Origin of the sequence: Bacillus sp. FSL K6-2971, from assembly GCF_038006405.1 — a bacterium.
GTDB lineage: Bacteria > Bacillota > Bacilli > Bacillales > Bacillaceae > Bacillus > Bacillus pumilus.
The window spans coordinates 2,015,199-2,037,510 of the sequence record NZ_JBBOVD010000001.1 but is presented as its reverse complement, the minus strand read 5'-3'; the positions used below and the strand labels follow the sequence as shown (position 1 = coordinate 2,037,510).

Genomic DNA, 22,312 nt, shown 5'->3' with positions numbered 1-22,312 from the left:
TTATATCAATCGCCGCCATAAAACCGTTATCGCGGATAATCCATTTAAAAGGAGCCTTTTCATCAAAGGCTTTTTTTTCTGTCCATAAGCGCTCGCATGAAGGACTGTTCGATCTTTAGCTACGAGATAACTGTAGGCGATTTTTCGTTCAATTGCCTGTGTAAGTGATAACGCAAACGGGGCACTGTCAATAACCAAAATTGACTCTGTGTTTAAAAAACTAGACCTCGCATCTAAGTTATATGTCCCAATAATACTCAAGTAATCATCAATCACCATTGATTTCGCATGAATGGAATACGGGCCTTCATATTCATACAAGTGAACGCCTGTTTTCATCAGTTCCTTTTTTGTGCTTAAATACCCTGCAAAGGCCAACGGATTTGGCGTCGCTGTAAGAGAATTCGTAACAACTGTCGTCTGGATCTCACTAGGTAAGGGAGTGAGTCCGGCTTTCATTGGGCGTGTTGGGATGACATATGGCGTCTGTATGAGCACAGAACGCTTTGCCCGGTGCGCAAGATCGTTCAGCTTTTTCAACACAAGCGGCCGCTTATTAAAGCGTTCCACAGGATTTGTGAAAAAGGCAATCTGTTTCACAGAAATGGTATCTGCTGCCCAGTTAAAGGATGACATCACAAAAGGTTCTTTCGTGCGCATGGCTTCTTGATAGGATCTGAGCAGCTGTTTTCTTAGCTTTAACCCTTTTTTCGCTTTTGCCTTGGAAAACACAGCTTTTGTTCTTTTCGTAAAATCATGATTCCATAAATAAACGAAATATTGCTCCATTTCATCTAACACTTTTCCCTTTTTCGCGTTATATAGCAGCACATCACGGTCAAAAGCAAAGTCTTTGGGCGGCTGGTCTGCAAAGTATTTATCACCGATATTTCTTCCGCCCATTACAGCCACTCGGCCATCTGCTAGTAGCAGCTTATCGTGTAGCCGATTATGCCACGTCCATGGCTTAAACAAACGAAAGGGCTCATAAAAACGAATCGACATGTTCGGATGATTTGCTACCGCATACCGCAAATGCTTCAGCGGCCCGCGCAAACTGTGGCAGATGCCATCTAACAACAGCTGCACTTTCACACCTCGATCAGCTGCTTCAATTAAAGCACCTAGTATCCATTCGGCTGTTTTTCCCTTTTGAATGGAGTAGTAACTGAGGCGGATCATCTTCTTTGCCTCACGAATCATTTGGAGCCTCACCTGACCAGATTCAAACCCGTCGTCAAGAAGCATCACTTGATTTGTCCCCTGATCGCCTCCTGAGATAGAAGAGGCTTTATAAATGCAATGTTCTTTGCATGTTTTTCGAACCGGTAAATAAAACAAGACAAATGCGGTCAAAAATACATAGACGACATAAAGAAGGATGAAATAAAACAAAAGATGAAGCATCATGATCAGCTCCTTTCACACAGACACAACTTTTCCTTAGTGTATGTCAAAAATGAAATTTCAGTCATTTTGGCTTACCAACAAAATACATGACAAAAGAATCATCTTGTTTTTATTGGGCATTTAATTATAGTATGAAATGAGTAAGGGGGAATCAAATTGAATGAACCACTATTTAACATTCCAAGCGAAGTGTATCAAACGCTAAGTGAAACAGAACGTTATTTACTCCATTATATTCACCAGCATTTAGAGGATATCTCCACCTTATCCATCGTCACATTGAGTGAAAGAGCCAATGTGTCGACAGCCACAATTGTCAGACTGATGAAAAAAATTGGCTACAACGGCTATACATCCTTTAAATATCGATTGAAACAAGAAAAGAAAATGACTGATGCAAGCGATCAGCTTAAAAACATTGATGAAGACATTAAACTAGCGATTCGGAAAAATGAAGAAGAGGTTTTAAAGACGATCCAGCTGCAAAGTATTGGGCAAATTGAAGATGCCGTTCAAAAAATACATAATGCCGACAAAATTTATATTTTCGGTAGAGGTTTCTCAGAAATGATTGCCAAAGAAATGACCATTAAATTACAGCTCATCGGAAAAACATGCGAAGTACATGACGATCCGAATATCATTCGGCTGAAATCGAGAGACATCAGTAAAAACGAACTTGCGATCTTTGTTTCATTAAATGGCGAAACAGCAGAGCTCGTTGAAGCGTGTCAAAATCTTAGCATGAAGCAAGTCACGACCATTACCGTCACAACGAGAATAGATTCTACATTAAGCAAAATATCAGATATGACTCTAGTCGGATATAAAGGCGAACAATCTTTCTTCCCAGATTATGAGGTCAGATCGCGTTTGTCTCTTCATGTCATTGCCCGCATTTTACTAGATGCCTACGTGATTCGAATGAAATAATCAATAAAGAAGCCTTCGAGACTTTGATCTAGAAGGCTTTTTGTCATGAAAACCTTTACACAATCTGAAAACATTTTCACTCCAGCGTATGAGATACTTTCTTTAGAGAAAAGAAAGAAGGTGAAACCAATTGATTTATACCTGCACCTTAAATCCTGCTATTGACCTATATATTGCATTAAAAGAAATGAAGGCAAATGCAGTCAACCGCACCGAAGATGAAGATTATCAGCCGAATGGCAAGGGAGTCAATGTCTCCATTATGCTAAAGAAATATGGATTCACCAGCACTGCATTAGGATTTATTGCTGGGTTTTCAGGCTCTTATATTGAACAATCCTTAAAGGACCTTTCCATTCAAACCGATTTTATCTCAGTTGAAGGAATTACACGCATTAATGTTTTTATTAATACGACAGAAGAATACAAGCTCGTGAACCAAGGACCTGCGATTGAAGAAAAAGCACTTCACGCCTTTCGTGAAAAAATAGCGGCCATCCCGCAGGGGGACATCCTGATCATGTCAGGCAGCCTGCCAAAAGGCGTACCAGCCAGCATTTTTTCAGAAGTAGCAGCTATTTGTCATCAGAACAACGTCAAGTTTATTTTAGACACAAGCTCCGCAGCAGTTCTTGAGACGCTTCAATACAAGCCGTATTTATTAAAACCGAATGAAGAAGAAATCGCTGCTTTTTTCGGCAAAACACAGCCTATGTCAGAAAAAGAACTCATTGAATCAGGAAAAAAGCTCATTGAGATGGGTGCAGAGCAAGTGCTTATTTCCCGCGGGGGAGAAGGGGCTTTGTTCATTACGAAAGACGCCGTCTTAAAAGGAAACGCACCGACAGGCATTGTAGTAAATACAGCTTGCTCTGGAGATGCGATGCTCGCAGCCTTTCTTAGTAAACAGCTTGAAGGTCATTCATCTGAAGAGTGCTTACGTTACGGCATTGCAACTGGCGCATCTACTGCATTTTCTAAAGGCTTAAGTGATTTACATGATATTCATTCATTAATTGATCAAGTACACATTGACAAGATATAAGGGGGAATAGACATGAGCCGCAAAAAAATTGTCGCTGCAACTGGCTGTCCAACAGGCATTGCACACACATTTATGGCAGCTGAGGCATTAAAAATAGCTGCTGAGCAACTAGGGGTCGACATCAAAGTCGAAACGCATGGTCAAGTAGGGATTGAAAACGCTTTAACCGATCAAGACATTCTGGAGGCCGATGGGGTCATTGTCGCAGCTGACAAAGATGTAAATACAGATCGTTTTCACGGCAAACCACTGATTGAAGTGCCTGTAGCGAAAGGTATCCGCACGCCAAATGAACTGATCCAAGGCATTATCAATGGAGAAGCTCCCGTTCATCAAGTGAAAGGAAGAGCTACTGGAAAAGAAAAAACATCTGCTTCTTCTTCACCAGCTCAACAAAAGTCGGCGAATAAGTGGATACACACCATCTACAAACATTTAATGAACGGTGTATCACACATGCTTCCATTTGTTGTTGGAGGCGGGGTCTTAATTGCTTTATCTTTTCTGTTCGGTATTTACTCAGCTGATCCTCAGCATGAAACGTATCATCCGTTTGCTGCCTATTTGAAAAGCATTGGTGGACTCGGCTTTAGCTTAATGGTGCCTATTTTAGCAGCATTTATCGCTGATTCAATCGCCAGACGCCCAGGGATGGTTGTCGGATTTATCGGCGGCCTGCTTGCAAACGATGGAGGCGCTGGATTCTTAGGTGGTATTATCGCAGGTTTCGCAGCAGGGTATATCATCGTACTCCTTCAATTCCTGCTTCAAAAATTACCTGCATCACTTGACGGATTAAAATCAATCTTCATCTATCCTGTCTTCGGTATTTTCTTAATTGGGGCTGTGATGACACATCTATTAGTTCCAATCACGGGGCTAAATAATTCATTAATGGATTTTCTCTCAGCTGTTCAATCCACGAATCCGCTGCTCTTAGGTTTAATTGTTGGAGCGATGTGTGGATTTGACATGGGAGGACCTTTTAACAAAGCAGCCTATGTCACAGGAACGGCTTTACTTGCAGAAGGTAACCTTTACTTCATGGCAGGTGTGTCAGCAGCATGTATCACACCACCGCTTATCATTGCGATTGCCACAACGATTTTCCGAAAACATTTCACACCGCAGGAACGAAATGCAGGAGCAATCAACTATATTCTAGGAGCGACACATATAACAGAAGGGGCCATCCCATTTGCGGCAAAGAACCCGATCGTTGTCCTGCCAATTATCATGTTTGGTTCCGCCATCTCTGCTATATTGACGTATCTCTTTGGCGTACAGGTTCCAGCTCCACATGGCGGGTTCCTTGTCCTTCCAGTCGTCACAGGTGCATTCCAGTGGGTACTATCCATACTGATCGGATCACTTGTAGGTGCCATTCTATACGGACTTTATCGTAAAAAAATAGACAAACCCGCAGTTTAATAGGGAGGAAGAGAAATGATGGAACATATTTATATGAATCTTCATGAAACCGCGTCGTCACAAGCTGGCGTTTTCGCAGCCATTGCTGACATTGCCTACAAAGCAGGTATTTGCACATCACCAGAAGATGTTAAAAAAGGCTTAGCTGAAAGAGAAGCACTGAGCACAACTGGATTTCAAGATGGATTTGCTATTCCGCATACACAAACAGACGCCATCACGAAACCAGCACTCGTGATCGTCCGCACTGAAACAGGCATTGAATGGGACGCTTTTGATGAGAAGCCTTGCTTTTTCTTCTTATCCTTACTGATCCCCAAAAATGAAGCAGGGACCACTCATCTAAAGGCCCTTTCTGCCCTTTCACGAGGATTAATGGATGAAGCGAAACGACAAAAGCTGCTTGAAACAAGAACAAATGAAGACATGCTGACTGTTTTAGAAACAGATATTTTAACGAGAGAGGATGTTTGATCATGCCTTTACTATCAACAACACCGATGCTTGAGACTGCGAAAAAAGAAAAATACGGAATAGTTGCATTCAATGTACATTCCTTTGACAGTATTTATTGGGTGCTCGAAACGGCCGCAGAATTAAAATCACCTGTCATTTTGCAAACAACGGTTGGAACAGTTCAATCTCTTGGAGCAAAAGCGATTGCAGATACAGTCAAAGCGGCGGCTGATCAATATCAAATCCCAATCGGTCTGCACCTCGATCACTGTACGGACTTTGATGTGATTCTCACCTGTATTCGCGCGGGATATACATCCGTCATGATCGATGCATCGATGCATTCATATGAAGAAAATGTTCGCCGCACAAAAGAAGTTGTGGACCTCGCATTAAAAATAGGGGTGAACGTTGAAGCAGAATTAGGCAAGGTAGGCGGCGTAGAGGACGATATCGTCGTCGATGAAAAGGATGCTGAAAAAGCCATTCCATCAGAATGCCGTCAATTTGTAGAAGAAACTGGGGTACCAACTTTAGCGCCTGCAATTGGTACCGCACATGGCATTTATAAAGGGGTTCCGGATATTGACTTTGACCGCATTGAACAAATTGCATCACTGGTCAATGTTCCCCTTGTGCTGCACGGCGGTTCCGCTGTACCGGATGAAGACGTCAGACGATGTGTGGCACTTGGTATGGCAAAGGTCAATGTCTCAACTGAATTAAAAAATGCGTACTCTGAAGCCATCCGCGATCATTTTTCAAACGAACCGGAAAGCTTAGATCCACGTATGTATTTACAAAAAGCAAAACAAGCAGCAAAAGATATGGTCACATCGAAAATACGGATCGTTGGCAGTGAGGGCAAAGCCCTTCCTCTATATCAGTGAAACAAAAAAGCAGAGCCGCTTAAGCTCTGCTTTTTCACATTATTCGTTTTCTTTCATTTCATTTGATGTGTGTACCCGTGCATTTCCCATAAACAGGACCGTAATCGCTGCAAGGGCAATAGGAAACAATGCAATCAAAAATACGTACGTAATACTTTGTGACATCGCATCGATGACTTTATTTAAAATATCAGGCGGAATTTGTGAGCGAGCACCTTCTTGAAAAATGGCTTGTGGATCGCCAATTTGAGAAGGGGCGCCTTTCATTCCGCTAAAGGCATCTGCTAAGCGATTCGATAGGACATTGGTTTGAATCGTCCCAAAAATCGTGACACCAAGTGTCATCCCAAGCGATCTCATAAATGAATTGGTCGAGTTTGCACTGCCTCGGTAACGAGGAGACAGATCATTCATTGAAGCTGACGGCAGAAGGGAGAAACTGAAGCCGACACCAAATCCTGATATCATCATAAAGATTGTGAGCCACAGTCTAGCTGTATCTGGTGACATATTGGCAAGGAGCAGCATTCCCGCGAAAAATGAAATAACAGAGATCGCCATAAGACGTCTAAAAGGCACTTTCGTCTGCATCGTTCCGCCAATCATACTGCCAATGACAGACCCAATCATCATCGGTGTTAAAATGAATCCTGCACTAGTGGCAGATTCACCGTACACCGCTTGAACGAAAATAGGAATGAAGACGGCAAGAATAATAAATGTTGCACCATATAAAAACGCCAAAATTTGAGATGTCGCAAATAAACGATTTTTAAACATCCAAAATGAAATAATCGGTTCCTCCGCTTTACGCTCAACAATAAAGAAGATGGTACTAAACACAAGAAACACGGCAAAAAGTGTGAGGATTTGCACTGAATCCCACGCATAAGATTTACCAAGCTCAAGAGCGAACATCAAGCTCACAACCGCCACGACAAGTGTGATAGCACCTGACCAGTCAATTTTCTGCTTGCGATGTTCTAGCGATTCCCGGTAGTATCTGGCAATCAAGACCACACTAACAATACCAATTGGCACGTTAATATAGAAAACCCAATGCCAGCCGATTGAATCTGTGATAATAGCTCCTAATAGTGGTCCTAGTACACTCGATAAACCAAACACTGCACCAAACATACCGGACATTTTTCCGCGTTTTTCAGGTGGGAAGATATCAAAGATGATCGTAAACGCGATTGGAAGAAGGGCACCGCCTCCAAGCCCTTGAATGGCTCGGTAAATAATGAGCTGATCCATCGTTTGTGCGATACCGCACAGCGCAGATCCAATTAAAAAGAAAATAAGTCCAAACAGAAAAAAACGCTTTCGACCATACATATCAGAAAGCTTTCCGTAAATCGGCATTCCAGCCATTACTGCCACCATATAAGAAGCCGTCACCCAAGCAAATTTATCAAAACTGCCCAAATCTGCTACGATGCTTCCCATTGCTGTTGCAACAATGGTATTGTCCATCGCCGCCATAAAAATTCCTAACAGCAAACCGATGACAACTAAGCGAGTGGATGCCTTGCCTTTATCCACATGATTCATTCATTTACCTCCTGCTTACGTTCTCTCCTTATTTTTGCTAGAATCAACTTAAATATAAAGGAAGAGAACATTTATCTTGATGATCAAGATAAATTGATTTTAAAGGGAGGAGAACAAGTTGTCAATAAAGAACGACGCAGAAGACAGAGCAGACCTGATCATCCATACAATGAGGCGCCTCGCCACACGAACGGTTTTATTCCACCAAGCGGCCGCACAATCGCTTGGTCTTTTCCCAACAGACCTCAAATCAGCCGATTTATTAAACGAACTCGGGCCGCTCACAGCAGGAGAATTAAGTGAAAAAACAGGTCTTAGCTCAGGTGCAGTCACAGCTCTGATTGACCGCCTTGAAAAAGCAGGCTACGTCAAAAGAGAAAAGGACCCAAAGGACAAACGAAGAGTCATCATCGTTCCATTAACGGCAGGGAAATCACAAGTAAAAGAACTCTTCCAATCCTTATCGGCATCAACAAAGCAGCTCACAAACGAATACAAACGAGAAGAATTAGATTTAATCATCCAATTCATTTCAGAAGCAGCTGAAATAATGGAGCAAGAACTGCAATTGCTTAAGTCTAAATCGTAAGAAAACACACTGATGCGTTACTAAACTAATAAGAGGATACTATGTTCAATATATGAGCATATATCCTCTTTTCTTATGCATATGATATTCGTTCATTAGATGTTGAAAGATTGTATAATATGTATACAACACATTGGAACAAAAGTTTGTATTTGGGGAGGACGTAGCCCACAGCAGGAGGCGTAGTGAGGTCTTTAGACCGAGCGTTAATATCTTTTAGGATAGATGTGTTATGACAATATAGGATGCTTATCCTAATAAGGGGAGGTATAACAGAAAGTGGAGATTATAAAGTTTAAGGAAACTGATACAAAAGAGATTATTTCATTGTTTTATGAAACAGTTCATTCCGTAAATTCAAAAGATTATTCCCAAGTACAATTGGATGCTTGGGCACCAAGAGATGAAAAAGAATCTAAAATTAATTCTTGGAAGGAATCATTGGGTCAAAATATAACATTTGTTGCTAAAGTGAATGATCAAGTTGTTGGTTTTAGCGATTTAACGCATACCGGGTACTTAGATAGACTATTCGTTCATAAAGATTATCAAGGACAAGGTATAGCCACAGCTTTAGTTGATATGCTCGAATCTGAGGCAAAGAAACTAAATCTTCTAGAAATTGATACCGAAGCAAGTATTACAGCTAAGCCATTTTTTGAACATCTAGGTTACAAAATTGTTTGTTCACAAACTGTGGAAAAAAAGGGGGTTACGTTGGCTAATTTTAAGATGCTAAAAAAAATAAAATAATCATTTTCTTGTTATGCTAACAGGTGCGTTAGTTTAAGAAGAAAGGGTATAACATATTAGTCATATAAAATATGTTATATCTTCTAATTTATTTAACTTTTTTCAATTTAGGTCTTGATAATTTTTAGTTGGAATATGTTGATTTTAAAATAACAAGAAGCTTAGGTGGCGCTTTCCGTTGCACGACTCAGCCATTACTGCGTAAATAAATACATCCTGAATAAGAACTTCTTTTTTATGTGGATCATCGTATAATAGACAAGAAAAACGAACCGAATATTTTTTCCAGAAAGAAGAACCTGCGGACGCTGATCATTGAGTATTTTAAATGCCTTGATTGGTGTCCGTTTTTTTAAAAAAAGAAACGCACCTTTCTCTGATCAAATAGAAGCTGTTTTTGTATCTTTATTCCTATTTAATGACAAATTTTGTGTTGGTAAAATTGACCTTGTCAATGAATAGGAAGGAGAGAATTCTGCTGGGCAAGATACTTGATGCAAAAGTACTAACAAGTGCAATGGACACAAGGGCAAAACACTATCAGGAACTCCGTGAACAAATGGTAGATTTAAAAAAGGCATTACAAGGTGTTGCCAACCTCGGTGATGATTTTACTGGGAAAGGTGCCGATAACATAAAAAGCTTTTATAAAGAACTAGCGGGTAATGTTGACATGTTTATCAATTTCATTGATAAGCAAAAAGCCTTTCATGAAGGTGTTTCTGGGACACTTGATGATACGAGCTTTGGCGGCGATACCTTTGTAGAAGAACACTTTTTAGACAACGCAGTACATATGGGCATCAAAAACGCCAAAAGCATTGTAAAGGATCAAAAAAAGGCACTCAAAACGATTTTTCAAGACATTGATGACCTCATTTCCCTAGAGGTATTTGATAGCCAAAACTTTGACGAAAAAATAGAAGAAGCGGAAGATGAACGAAAAAAGACGGTCAAAGAACTGAGAGAGCTTGATCAAAATTTAAAAGATGAATATGCTTTGTCAGAGACGGAGCAGCAAGCTACAATGGCATTGTACGCTGAAATGATGAATGCGACAAATGACGGAAAAGCGATTTCGCCTATGAATTTTGACAAGAAAGCGTATCAAAATAGCGAAATCTACAAGGCAAAAAGCGATATTGAAAAGCAAACTTCTGAATATCTGAAAATCAAAAAAGAACAAGAAGAAGCCCGAAAGATTGCGAAGGAACAAGAAGCCCTCGCCAACCGTCCTTGGTATGAAAAAGCGCTCGATTACGGTGGAAATATCGTCAATGAACTGACTGGTGTGAACGATGCAAAACGTGCCGCAACAGGTGTTGATCCAATCACGGGTGAGGAACTCACCGCAGGCCAGCGAGTCGCGGCAGGCGGCATGGCAGCAGCGGGTTATATCCCAATTGTCGGATGGGCAGGACGCATTTTCAAAGGTGGAAAAGCCGTCTACAAAACCACCCAAGCCACATCAGCCGCAGTGAGAGCAGTCGACATTTACAAGACATCGCAAAAATCCTTTGACGCCTTAAAAACATCTCAAAAAGGCTTATATGGCCTTACCGCCACCAACGGCTTCAGCGAAGCGATTTCAGGCCGAGACATGTTTGGGAATAAGATCTCGAAAGAACAGCAGGAAGCGAGTATGAATGCGGCACTTGGAATGCTTTTGCCGTTTGGGGCGAAAGGGTTTCAAGGGAAGATGGGGTTAAACGCTCAAAGTCAAGAAGGACTTAATCGAAAAAGGGCTTTGCGGCACGCTAAGGATTTAGGGGGAATACCTAGATCACAACAGCCTACTCGTCAATGGCAAGTAGGAGATAATGTTTTTAAGAAGGGACAAGAACATCGTAATTATGAGTACAGTTCTAACCAAACTCATCATGGGCGGTACTATGAATTTGATACCCCAAAAGGAAAAAGAGTTATAGTACAACATACTAATGACGGAAAATTACACACTCACGCAGGGAAACCGAAAGAGGGTGCCGACCCATTTAATTATGATTTTAAAAAAGAAAGGTATTCAAATATTTATGGACCAAATGGTGATCACCATATCTATTACAATGAATAATGAGGAATGAAAAATATGGTATATCAAAATGAAAAAATACAAAAGAAAATAGCTTTTATGAATGCTAAAAAGAAAATACAACAATTAGCTTATATTGAGGTAATTGATTTTGAAAGTGATGCTTCTCAATGGCTAAAATTATGTGAAGCAGTATTAAAACAATTTCGTCAAATAGACTCTACACCGTCTGATATTTTAACAATTACAGACAATGTATCTGTTATGGCTTGGTTAAAAAATTCACTAGATTTTCTGAAAGAGAAAAGAGAATGGTTTATTTTAGTTGTAAATGACCCTTTTCCTGTTTGGGCAAATGTAAAAGCTCTAGATTTCGATAAGGCAATTGAAGAGATTTGGCTATCCTCAGAGAATCACAACATCATTGTAGCAGATAAAGCAACTGGTAAAATCGCTCAGATATTTTCAGAAGAAAAACATTTTGAACTGCATATTGGAAACTGCGCGATTTAATTATAATCCAGGTTAATTGATTAAGTAGCAGCCACAATCTGAAAACCCGCATTTAACAATGATTTGAATAACCATCACCACTACTTTGATTTTAATGGAATCAAGGTTTCACTTGTCTAATATAATTGATGATTTTAATTATAATACATTGTAGAGGTGATTCAATAAATGAGAGCCACAGTTATTTAGAGGAGTTAGAAGATTTTTCAGGTGTGACATTTCATCAGGGTATCGATTCACCTGAAGAAGCGTTACAGGAGTTTATTCATGAAGCTACTAAAGTATGTCTGCTCTCTACGATAAAGGATTGTCAGGATTTTTTGAATAGTACTTTAACATTTCAAGAAAAAGAAAGCTTTATCGAAAATAATGCAGAAATATACTTTCCGGCGATCTCATTAAAACCTATACAGTGGTTTAATAAAATAATAGAGGAAATGAAAGAAGCAGTGAAAATAAAGTAACACAAAAACCTTGATTGACTAATGCCTTTCAAGGTTTTTGTGTTTATTTTGCTTCATAGTATTTTTGCAAAAAGGGGAATCGGATGAAGTCGATGAACTCAAAGCGGCGGTGGCTGATTTTCCTGTACTGAAGGATGTTCCCTCTTGGTGGAAGAGTATGAAAAACCACCGCTTTAAATGCTCTGAATGGTTTTATATCCAAGTATGATTCGGAGATGTTAGAATCAATTCTAGCGTTTTTTAATAATGATTTATTCACTTCAGATGAGTTTGCAGAGCTATTCGGAAAAGAAACGGCTGTCTTTCTAACACTCACCGTCACCCAGCTGGCCGAGAAAATCATGAATTCCATCGATGCAGATATTCCATTCAAGGTTTTATCGGAAAGAACTGCTGAGTGGATTGAATCATGGTCACAGGAGTTGGCGCAGCTGATGCAGCTGAATACTCATACAGCCATTGAGCAAACGCTGAAAAAAGGTATAAAAGAAGGCCGTTCTATCCAGGAGATTGAACTGGAGCTGAAGGACTTTCCTGAATTCAGCCGGAAGCGTGCACGTGTAACAGCTGGAACGGGGAAGAAGTGGAAGCACAGCGGAGGGAAAAAGAATCAGTCGAGGGATAGTCATGTGCAGCTGTATGGCACAATTATTCCTCTCGATGATGAATTTGAGATACCATGCAGCGGAGAGCGGTGTATGTTTCCGAGAGATACACAGCTCACGCCAAAAGAGCGAGTAAATTGTCATTGTGCGGTTGGTCCTGTGGTTGAACCTGTTATTCTTGGGTTATCAGCTGAGGAAAAAGAAGAGATTAGAAGAAATACCTTACAAAACATGGAATGAAATAGTATAATATCCTCATTATTTAAAGAATGGGGTTATTTGATGAACTCAGAATTGTGGGAGTTAGTTAAAGAAAATATAGCAGTAATAGCAGCTGGATTATCTTTAATTACTGCTGTTTTATCAGCCACTATTGCTTATTTTTACAACATTAAACACAAAGATTTAGATAGGTTTTATAAAAATGCTCAGGAAACTATGGAAACATTAATTGAGCCTATGTATTTTAAGTTGAAAGAGATTGAACCAGTTGTAGATAAGGAACACAAAATTGAACTTCTTAAGGAATTTTTTGCTGCTTATAATTACAATAAAATTAATATTTCTAGGCTAGGAAATCGAAAGCTTATTGATAACTTTTTAAAGGCTGAATTCGCTTTTAAAGAACTTTTTATAGACAATAATGAATCTTTATATCAAGAGCTGCTATTGAATATTAATCAATTGAAAGAGGTTGTCGATAAAGATTATTGGAAATTGTTTGAGGTGATTTATAAAGACTACAATTGGTATAAACAAACAGCCGATATGAATTATATATTAAGGTTCATATTAAGAGTCGGATTCTTTTTGGAGAATACTTTTTATGGAGTTATATTTATATCCTATGTTCTTATGATTACCTTTATAATTTATTCAATTGGTACAGCCTCGTTTAATGGCATATTGTTTAGGATTTTATTAGCAATTTTCTTAGGGTCAACTTTCTTGTATTTATTCTTAAGTGTTTATACTACAGCTGCAGAAGATACAAAGCAGAAAAAGACTACTGGGGACATTATAAGGGAAAACTATTTTTCCTTTCAAAGCAAAATAATCAGGACCTCTTGTTTCCCCGTAGTATTAATCTGGAAAGTGTTAAAATACATTTTTAAATTACTCAAGAAGTTCATTGTATATATAATACCTTTCTTTAAAAACGATCAGAGATATTCTTGAAAGGGGGTGAACAGATGCAAAAAGAGAATTAAAAAACGCAAAAATCACGCACGTTTCATACGTAGACAAGGCTGCTAATCAAAAGCAGTTCTTTTTTATGAAATCAGAAAAACAGCCAGACTTTCAAAAAGAGATCAAGGTCATTGCGAAGGCTGATGATGCACAGCGTCTTGTGTACGGTATTGTATACGAACCCAACGTAGCTAATGCACATGGTGATTACATGACGCCGGAAGAAATTGAGAAAGCCGCTCACGGCTTCCTAAAGGATGCACGTGAGATCGATAAGCAACATGATTTTCAAGGCGGTGTCGGAGAAGTCGTTGAATCTTACATTGCTCCCTCTGACTTTGAAATGGGCGATGAGATTATCAAGAAAGGATAGTGGGTCCTTGTTGACGAAGGCTTCCTAAGATATTTGGAGCCAGATTCAAAAGGGCGAGATCACCGGATATTCAATGGCCGGAACAGCGGATATAGGAAAACAAGAGCGAGAGCCAGCTTCTGAAGAGAAGGGGCTTTTTTCTTTGCTCAAAAACTTCTTTCTTAAAGGAGAAGTAAAGAACCGATACGACGAAGGCCGCATGCGTCGGGAGTTTTGGGCGGCACAAGATGCCTTGAATTCTGTTTTATTTAAATGGGATTCTTACGACGATGAAGACTTGGAGACTGATCCTGACAAGGTTAGGTCAGCACTGCAAGATTTTGTGGAAATCACACAAGAGATTTTGCTTACTGATGACTTAGCGGGGATCCAAACTGAACCACTTGAAGAAGTTGCAAAAGCTGGCCGGAAGTTTTCAGCTGCTAACTTAACTGAATTGAAAAATGCCAGAGCCGCTATCGACAATCTATTGAGTCAAGAGGCGGTTGAAATTGCTCAATGAGGCATTCGGAAGCTGATCACATAGCAAGGCAATATTGGGTATTTCTTATTCTTAAATCTTAAAAAGGTCATTCAAAATTCCCAGTACATCCATGACCTCATTACAATCGTTTTCTATCATATAAAAGCAGAAAAAGGGTTCTTTTTGTACAAGTCTCAAAGCACACTCAAACGAGTGTGCTCAGGCTGTCGAGAAAATCTCGACAGCTTTATTTTTTTCCTTAAATTTTTTCCATTCCCCCGTTTTATAATAGAGAAAAGCATACTAAAGGAATTTGTTTTTCTCATGTTCCACACTAGAAATTCTTCTCAGCACGAAGCCGAATTTGTATTGCTAGATCAACTGGTCGAAGAGGATCACCTGCTTCGTAAAATTGATCAGTACATTGACTTTTCATTTATCGTAGATAAAGTAAAACCGTATTATAGCGAGAATAAAGGTCGTCCTTCTCTTGATCCACTTATTTTATTCAAAATGATGTTTATCGGATACCTGTACGGTATCCGTTCTGAAAGACAACTTGAAAAAGAAATTTACTATAACATGGCGTATAGATTGTTTTTAGGTTTGAACATCAATGACCCCGTTCCCCACCACTCGACCATTAGCTGGAATCGTCGTACTCAATTCAAAGATACAACGATTTTTCAAGACATTTTTGATGAAATTGTGCTTCAAGCCATCAATCATGATATGGTAGGAGGCCGCGTTCTTTTTTTACTGATTCGACTCATCTTAAAGCCAATGCCAATAAACATAAATATACGAGAAAAACGATTGAACAAGATACCCAGAACTATATAAATGATTTAGAAGAAGCGATCCAAGAAGATCGGGTGGCACACGGAAAAAAGCCCTTAAAGGTAAAAGAGGAGGTGAAAACGGAAAAAGACATTCGTCAAAGTACGACTGACCCTGAAAGTGGCTATATTTATCGTGAAAATAAACCAGAAGGCTTTTTCTACCTAGACCACCGTACAACGGATATGAAGTACAATATCATCACGGATGCCCATGTCACGCCCGGCAATATCCATGACTCTGTTCCGTATCTTGATCGATTGGATCACCAAATCGCCCGATTTGGTTTTCAAGTAGAAGCTGTTGCCCTTGATTCTGGTTATTTGACAACCCCAATCTGTAAAGGTTTATCCGATCGCCGTATTTTTGGTGTCATCGCACATAGACGCTTTCATCCAACAAGAGGATTATTTGAGAAGTGGAAATTTCAGTATGACTCTGAACATGATCACTACATATGCCCAAATGGTGAGAAGCTATTATATACAACAACTGATCGAAAAGGTTATCGGTTCTACAAATCAGACCCTAAAAAATGCGTATCGTGTCCTTTCCTAGAGAGCTGTACAAGGTCGAAAAATCATCAAAAAGTGATCTCAAGACATGTATGGGAGGAACACAAAGAAAAGATCAGACAAAATCGTCTATCTGCCTCTGGAAAAGAGCTATATCAAAAAAGAAAAGAAAAAATAGAGCGAAGCTTTGCAGATTCAAAACAACTGCATGGGCTTCGCTACTGCCGGTTGAGGGGAAAACAAAATGTGAGTGAGCAAGTGCTTCTCACAGCTGCCTGTCAGAACATGAAGAAGATTGCCACACACCTAGCGAAGCTAGGCTAGGTGTGTGGGAGGCCTTTTTCATTAAATCTCATCCATCATCATTACGATGAAAATAAAAAAGATTGTAGAAAAACATGAGTTTCTCTACAATCTGAGCACACTCAAGCGAGTGTGCTTTTTCTTATAACAAAAGAACACCCAAAAAGCTGCACAGCATTTGCTGAAGACATTTGGGCTTCTTTGATGCATGTGAGTTGATTAGACTTATAACCAAAGGGAAGAAGGGAGGAATTCGAACTGTATTTAACCAAAAGGGGCACGACTTTATTATCGATGCTGCTTCACACAACCTCTTATCTATCAATTGAAGATTTACAGAATCGACTGAATGTCTCTACTCGAACCGTCTACTCTGAAATCAAACGAATGAATAGCTGGCTGAAAACTCATGAGCTTAGTGGCGTTCAGCGAAAAGATCAACTTGGCTACTACTTACACACACATGAAAAAGAAGTCATTATTCAAAAAGCTGACACCATTCTTGTCGGTCACGATTATGAACCATGTGTAAAGGAAAGAAGGGCGATCCTGCTCTTATCCATTGCATGCAATGAGAAATATCTAAAAATAGATGATTTGATGAAGCTCACCAAAGTGAGCAGAAATACATTGCTTGAAGATATGAAACAGCTAAAAGAAGCACTTTCAAAGCAGCTGCTCACGCTTCACTATCAGGCAGCCTGCGGCTATTTGATTTCAGGAGAAGAAAGAGCGATTCGATTGGCGTTGAAACCTTATATTCATTCCATTCGCACCATGATAAAAAATGAAAAAGCGTTTCCATCTTTTTGGTTAAAGGGGCCAATTTCATATAACAGGTTAAAGCATCTCCTCGAGCAGTCAGAACAAGAGCTTAAGCTCGAGTTTGCAGATGAAATGCTGGATCAGCTGTCTTTGGATCTCTTTTTCTACTTTAAGCGGATGAAGCTAGGGCGTGCTGTACACCTTTCAAACGAAGAAAAGCGTACATTGCAGGAAACAGATGAATGCTTGGCGGCTATTCGTTTCATGGCACGAATTCAAAGAGAAACCGGCCTTCAAGTTCATGATGATGAAATCTATTTTCTTAGCACTCTATGGCTCAGCGCCAAGAAACAAAAGCTTCCATCAAGTCAAAAGCCAGAAGAGCATCTCATTCGCACCATTGCCAGACAAATGATTTTTGATTTTCAGCGGTATGCTTGTATCTCCTTTCAAGAGTACGAAGCCTTGGAGCAAAACTTAACCATGCATCTCATCCCAGCCTATTACAGACTCATCTATCACATTGATATCAGCAATGAATTAACAGAATCTATTAAAAAAACACAGCCAGAGGTGTTTGACATCACTCAAAAGGTCGTATGCCATATAGAAAAGGCGACCTGCTCAAAGATAAGTGATCATGAAATTGCTTACGTGGCGATGCATTTTGGTGGTTGGATGAGAAGAGAAGGAATTTCGCCAATTGTGCGGCGTTCTGTATACATTGTTTGCGGCGAAGGAATTGGCACAAGTCATATGCTAAAAACACAGCTTATCGAATTAATCGGTTATATCGAAGTTCGTGATCTATTATCAAAGCGATCATATGAAGAAATGTCATCCATTGATGTCGACTTTGTTGTGTCAACAGCACCTATTTCGTTTAAAGGAAAGCCCGTTCATCTTGTTCATCCCATCCTTACTGCCTATGAGAAAAAAACCTTACTTCAATATGCAGAAGGTGCAGAAACCATGTTTGATGAGAAAAATGTGAACGTTTTATTCAAGATCATTCAACAGCACACCATCGTACAAAATGAAAAAGCACTGCTTCGTGATCTTAAAGAGCTACTTCATCCCGCATGTGTACCCCATCAGAAAGGGTGGAAACCAGTGTTAAACGATTTATTAACAGAAAAAACCATTTATCTCCAACAAACAGCAGAAACGTGGCAAGAGGCCATCACAAAAGCAGCACAGCCTTTACTCGATCAAAATGCCATTCAGAAAGGTTATGTGGAGGCCATGATTCAGTCCGTTGATCAAAATGGACCTTATATTGTGATTGCACCACAAGTAGCCATTCCACATGCCAGACCAGAGGACGGCGTGAACGAATTAAGCATGTCACTCATGTCATTCGAACGGCCCGTCTTTTTCTCTAAGGATGAAAAAAAACAGGTTCGTCTCATCATCGTGCTAGCAGCCATTGACAGTATGACCCACCTGAAAGCACTCAAACAGCTGACCATGCTGTTAAGTGATGAAAAACGGATGAAACAACTGGTTGAAGCAAAGGAATTAGTAACGGTGCAAAAACTAATTGATCAATTTTCACAACGATAAAGGAGGAAAAAGAGAATGAAAAAAATTCTTGTTGTGTGCGGAAACGGATTAGGAAGCAGCTTTATCGTAGAAATGAATGTCAAAAAAGCATTAGAAGAGCTAGGGCTTGTAGCTGAAGTGGACCATACCGATCTCAGCACAAGTAAAAATGAACTGGCTGATCTATATATCGGAGCAACAGACATTATCGATCAGCTGGATGACGGCACAAGAAAAGTCGCTGGATTAAATAACTTGTTAGATCAGGAAGCCATTAAAGACGTCCTTCGTAAACACATTTAAGCCACGAAAAAGGGGGATTCACATCATGATAGAACTGATCATGAACGATATATTGGGCACACCAGCCATTCTCATCGGTTTGTTTGCACTAGCTGGTTTACTTTTGCAGAAAAAGTCAGCTGCCGATACTGTATCAGGCACCTTAAAAACAACGATGGGTTTTTTAATATTAGGAGCGGGCGCCACAGTCGTATCTGATTCACTTGGAGTTTTTCGAAAAATGTTTGAAGCAGCATTTCACATTCAAGGGGTTGTCCCAAATACAGATGCCATGGCGGCCATTGCTCAAAAGGAATTCGGGACACAGACGGCTCTCATTATGATTTTTGGCATGCTGGTCAATTTATTATTGGCAAAATTCACGCCCTTTAAATACGTCTTTTTAACAGGACACCATACCTTGTATATGGCTGCAATGCTCGCAGTCGTTCTCTCGACAGCTGGAATGCAAGGAGCGTTTCTTGTCACCACCGGTTCGATTATATTAGGGACAGCTATGGTCATTGCACCCGCTATTCTTCAGCCATTCACAAGGAAAGTCACTGGAAGCGATGATCTCGCGCTTGGACACTTCAGTACCTTCGGTTATTTTACAGCGGGAATGATCGGAAAATGGATCGGTCGTCCGGAGAGATCAACAGAAACCATTCAAGTACCTAAATCACTCGGCTTTCTACGAGATACATCTGTGGCCATTTCAATCACGATGGCTTTGCTGTTCTTTGCGATTGCACCATTTGCTGGGATTCCCTTTATAGAACAAATGAGCGGGGGCACGAACTTCGCTGTCTTCATTCTTATTCAGGCTATAACCTTTGCTGCTGGTGTGTACATTATTTTAGCCGGGGTGCGGATGGCAATCGGTGAAATTGTGCCTGCTTTTAAAGGAATTGCTGATCGATTTGTGAAGGGGGCAAAGCCGGCACTCGACGCGCCAACCGTTTTTCCATTTGCTCCAAATGCAGTCATTATCGGTTTTTTATGCAGCTTTGCAGGAGGCATCGTATCCATTTTTCTTTTACCTTTGTTTGGTTTAACTGTCATTGTTCCTGGTCTTGTCCCTCACTTTTTTTGCGGCGCTACAGCAGGAGTGTATGGCAATGCAACAGGAGGCGTGAGAGGGGCTGTCGCTGGGGCATTTGCAAATGGGTTGCTTCTTTCTTTTTTACCTGCTTGTTTATTACCTGTGTTAGGAACCCTTGGTTTTGAAGGAACAACTTTTGGAGATACAGACTTTGGTATCATCGGAATCTTGATTGGATTGATCAAGCTTTTATTTCAACTGTAAAAAGGAGGAACCTGGGAATGACAGCCATTTTTTCACCTTCACTGATGTGCATGGATTTAACGCATTTCCGCGAACATATTCATATTCTCAACACGAGAGCAGATCGATATCATGTCGACGTCATGGATGGTCATTACGTGAAAAATATCACCTTATCACCCTTTTTCATAGAACAGCTTCGAAAACTGACAGATAGACCAATTGATGTGCATCTTATGGCAGAATACCCCCAAGAATTTTTAATCGATGCCTGCATTGATGCAGGCGCAAGCATGATCTGCTTACACCCAGAGGTCGTGCAAAGAGACGTTTTTAGAATCATTCGGCATATCCATCAAAGAAACTGCGAGGTCGGCTTTGTCTTAAACCCCGCCACACCAATTGCAGCGTTAGATTCCTATCTACATTTAATAGACCGAGTGACGATCATGACGATTGATCCAGGCTTTGCAGGTCAGCCTTTTATTAAAGAAATGCTTCAGAAAATGAAACAGGTGAAAGATGTTAAAGAGAAGGGAGGCTACTCGTTTTCAATTGAAGTAGACGGCTCTTGTAATGAGAGCACGTTCCGGCTGCTTGCTGAGGCTGGAAACGAGATCTATATTATCGGCAACTCAGGTTTATTTGGACTTCACCATCAACTTGATACAGCTTGGGAGACAATGAAGCAATTGTTTTCAAAAGAAACAGCCTCAATTGAATCACGTTAGTAAAAGAGGATGAAACCCATCCTCTTTTTTACGCAACTTTACTAAAACCTCACATCTAACCAAAACATACTCAAAAACAAAATAAAGAATCACGAATTCACACTTGAAAGCGCTTTATCAACATGTTATCCTTCAAATATCTTTAGTAAATATTTAGTCAAAAACCAAGAGGAGTTTGCCTATGACCACACTCAAAGATATTGCTCATGATGCAAAAGTGTCCGTTTCTACTGTATCCCGTGTGTTAAATGGCGATCAAACCCTTGCCGTTTCGCACGCAACAAGACAAAACATCCTCGACATTGCAAAGAAGTTAAACTATACCCCAGTGAGAGCAAGAAAAGCCGATCAAGCAGAGGAAAAAAGCCCATCTGAATCCCCAGTCATCGGTATCGTTGTCGCTCAATCCATTGACGAAGAATTAAATGACCCCTTTTTTTCATCGATCCGAAAAGGAATTGAAAAAGAATATGCCAAACAAGGGCTCTCCACCCTCCATACCTTTCGCCTGAGAAGCATGGATAAAGGGGCGATGCTAAAGGATATTGACGGTTTGATCGTCATTGGACGAATTAGCCCTGATACGGTGGAAAAAATGACAAATCGAATGGAACACATTGTTTTTATCAATCATTATGCGGATGAGGATTTATATGATTGTGTACATGTCGATTTTGTCAGAGCGGCAGATCGAGCGATTCGCCATCTGCAATCGCTTGGCTATACACATCTAGGCTATCTTGGCGGAAAGGAGCGAGAGCATTATTTCGAAGGTAATGCTGTGATTGAGGACGAAAGACAAACGACGTTTATGAAAAGAATGCAAGAGGCAGGTGGTCTTCATCTGGATGACATCCATATTGGAGAATACTCCATGCAAGAAGGCTATACGCTCATGCAGAAGGCCATTAAAAAAGGAAACCTGCCACAAGCCTTTTTTATCGGAAGTGATTCAATGGCGATCGGTGCAATGCGCGCGCTCAACGAAGCCGGTCTAAGTGTTCCTTCAGATGTATCTATTGTTGGGTTTAATGACATTGAAGCTGCTTCATTTTCAAGCCCGCCGCTTACAACCGTCAAAGTATATACAGAAGAAATGGGGGAAGTCGGTTTGAAGCTTTTGCTTGAGAGAATAAACGGCAGAAAGCTTCCTCTAAAAGTTGTCATGCCAACAAAACTCATCGAAAGAGGCAGCACATGCCTCATCCATGAAAGGGGGTGAACCGCGTTTTCAGCAAACAAAAAAGAGACAAAAAAGCAGAAAGCAAGCTGCTTCGCATGATGGCCAGATCATGCGAAGAACAAGGCAGCCTACCGGTATGCTCTCTTATCTCTTTG

At 40.3% G+C, this 22,312-nt stretch carries 21 protein-coding genes and 1 pseudogene; 20 read left to right on the top strand and 2 right to left on the bottom strand.

The genetic code is table 11. The features are described from left to right. On the bottom strand, positions 1-1,407 hold the full coding sequence (locus MHI33_RS10560) for a phospholipase D-like domain-containing protein (protein ID WP_340911056.1): 1,407 nt from the start codon (positions 1,405-1,407) through the stop codon (positions 1-3). 159 nt (positions 1,408-1,566) lie between these two features. Here MHI33_RS10560 and MHI33_RS10555 point away from each other — a divergent pair, with 159 nt between their 5' ends. The 5 genes from MHI33_RS10555 (at position 1,567) to MHI33_RS10535 (ending at position 6,165) form a co-directional block, all read left to right on the top strand. After that, positions 1,567-2,343, top strand: coding sequence for a MurR/RpiR family transcriptional regulator (locus MHI33_RS10555; protein WP_003211946.1), 777 nt, complete (start codon positions 1,567-1,569; stop codon positions 2,341-2,343). Between the two features lie 130 nt (positions 2,344-2,473). Next, on the top strand, positions 2,474-3,388 hold the full coding sequence (gene pfkB, locus MHI33_RS10550) for a 1-phosphofructokinase (protein WP_044141346.1): 915 nt from the start codon (positions 2,474-2,476) through the stop codon (positions 3,386-3,388). Positions 3,389-3,400: 12 nt separating this feature from the next. Then, complete coding sequence (locus MHI33_RS10545) at positions 3,401-4,819, top strand: PTS fructose transporter subunit IIC (RefSeq protein WP_340911051.1); 1,419 nt, start codon at positions 3,401-3,403, stop codon at positions 4,817-4,819. A 15-nt stretch (positions 4,820-4,834) separates the two neighbouring features. After that, positions 4,835-5,293 (top strand): PTS sugar transporter subunit IIA, encoded by a 459-nt coding sequence (locus MHI33_RS10540; protein WP_044141347.1) that lies wholly within the window; start codon positions 4,835-4,837, stop codon positions 5,291-5,293. Between the two features lie 2 nt (positions 5,294-5,295). Next, positions 5,296-6,165 carry a class II fructose-bisphosphate aldolase gene (locus MHI33_RS10535; RefSeq protein ID WP_044141348.1) on the top strand — a complete coding sequence of 290 codons (870 nt, stop codon included), beginning with the start codon at positions 5,296-5,298 and terminating at the stop codon, positions 6,163-6,165. A gap of 39 nt (positions 6,166-6,204) precedes the next feature. Here MHI33_RS10535 and MHI33_RS10530 read toward each other — a convergent pair whose 3' ends face one another. Further along, positions 6,205-7,722 (bottom strand): MDR family MFS transporter, encoded by a 1,518-nt coding sequence (locus tag MHI33_RS10530; RefSeq protein WP_340911048.1) that lies wholly within the window; start codon positions 7,720-7,722, stop codon positions 6,205-6,207. Between the two features lie 169 nt (positions 7,723-7,891). Between MHI33_RS10530 and MHI33_RS10525 the strand changes: the two genes are divergently transcribed. The 15 genes and pseudogenes from MHI33_RS10525 to MHI33_RS10460 all read left to right on the top strand — a co-directional run bounded on the left by MHI33_RS10525 (position 7,892) and on the right by MHI33_RS10460 (position 22,196). Next, on the top strand, positions 7,892-8,311 hold the full coding sequence (locus MHI33_RS10525; RefSeq protein WP_255290864.1) for a MarR family winged helix-turn-helix transcriptional regulator: 420 nt from the start codon (positions 7,892-7,894) through the stop codon (positions 8,309-8,311). Between the two features lie 279 nt (positions 8,312-8,590). Continuing rightward, entirely contained in the window at positions 8,591-9,064 is a 474-nt protein-coding gene (locus MHI33_RS10520; RefSeq protein WP_044141350.1) for a GNAT family N-acetyltransferase, read from the top strand. 454 nt (positions 9,065-9,518) lie between these two features. Then, entirely contained in the window at positions 9,519-11,138 is a 1,620-nt protein-coding gene (locus MHI33_RS10515; RefSeq protein ID WP_445661789.1) for a T7SS effector LXG polymorphic toxin, read from the top strand. 15 nt (positions 11,139-11,153) lie between these two features. Continuing rightward, positions 11,154-11,609 (top strand): hypothetical protein, encoded by a 456-nt coding sequence (locus tag MHI33_RS10510; protein WP_340911043.1) that lies wholly within the window; start codon positions 11,154-11,156, stop codon positions 11,607-11,609. 164 nt (positions 11,610-11,773) lie between these two features. Next, on the top strand, positions 11,774-12,073 hold the full coding sequence (locus MHI33_RS10505; RefSeq protein WP_340913822.1) for a contact-dependent growth inhibition system immunity protein: 300 nt from the start codon (positions 11,774-11,776) through the stop codon (positions 12,071-12,073). A 215-nt stretch (positions 12,074-12,288) separates the two neighbouring features. Continuing rightward, on the top strand, positions 12,289-12,918 hold the full coding sequence (locus tag MHI33_RS10500; protein ID WP_340911040.1) for a hypothetical protein: 630 nt from the start codon (positions 12,289-12,291) through the stop codon (positions 12,916-12,918). Between the two features lie 42 nt (positions 12,919-12,960). Continuing rightward, the gene (locus MHI33_RS10495) at positions 12,961-13,857 is read left to right on the top strand and encodes a hypothetical protein (protein WP_340911037.1); all 897 of its coding nucleotides are present in this window, start codon (positions 12,961-12,963) and stop codon (positions 13,855-13,857) included. A 97-nt stretch (positions 13,858-13,954) separates the two neighbouring features. Beyond that, a complete protein-coding gene (locus tag MHI33_RS22050; RefSeq protein WP_445661776.1) occupies positions 13,955-14,242 on the top strand; it encodes an XkdF-like putative serine protease domain-containing protein in 288 nt (95 codons plus the stop codon). Between the two features lie 385 nt (positions 14,243-14,627). Beyond that, positions 14,628-14,720 (top strand): annotated as a pseudogene (locus tag MHI33_RS22045) (hypothetical protein); the annotation flags it as partial. A 309-nt stretch (positions 14,721-15,029) separates the two neighbouring features. Continuing rightward, positions 15,030-16,384, top strand: a protein-coding gene (locus MHI33_RS10485) for an IS1182 family transposase (RefSeq protein ID WP_340911035.1) whose coding sequence is annotated in 2 segments (ribosomal slippage) — positions 15,030-15,458 and positions 15,461-16,384 — 1,353 coding nt in all. Because the reading frame shifts where the segments join, the coding sequence is not laid out codon by codon here. Between the two features lie 237 nt (positions 16,385-16,621). Further along, positions 16,622-18,694 carry a BglG family transcription antiterminator gene (locus tag MHI33_RS10480; RefSeq protein ID WP_340913819.1) on the top strand — a complete coding sequence of 691 codons (2,073 nt, stop codon included), beginning with the start codon at positions 16,622-16,624 and terminating at the stop codon, positions 18,692-18,694. Between the two features lie 15 nt (positions 18,695-18,709). Then, positions 18,710-18,976, top strand: coding sequence for a PTS sugar transporter subunit IIB (locus MHI33_RS10475; RefSeq protein WP_050944853.1), 267 nt, complete (start codon positions 18,710-18,712; stop codon positions 18,974-18,976). A 25-nt stretch (positions 18,977-19,001) separates the two neighbouring features. Continuing rightward, positions 19,002-20,264: a PTS ascorbate transporter subunit IIC gene (locus MHI33_RS10470; protein WP_065097404.1), complete on the top strand. Its 1,263-nt coding sequence runs from the start codon at positions 19,002-19,004 to the stop codon at positions 20,262-20,264. Between the two features lie 17 nt (positions 20,265-20,281). Beyond that, positions 20,282-20,974, top strand: coding sequence for a D-allulose 6-phosphate 3-epimerase (gene alsE / locus MHI33_RS10465; RefSeq protein ID WP_217012472.1), 693 nt, complete (start codon positions 20,282-20,284; stop codon positions 20,972-20,974). Between the two features lie 181 nt (positions 20,975-21,155). Further along, positions 21,156-22,196 (top strand): LacI family DNA-binding transcriptional regulator, encoded by a 1,041-nt coding sequence (locus tag MHI33_RS10460; protein WP_044141354.1) that lies wholly within the window; start codon positions 21,156-21,158, stop codon positions 22,194-22,196. The last annotated feature ends 116 nt before the right edge of the window (positions 22,197-22,312 follow it).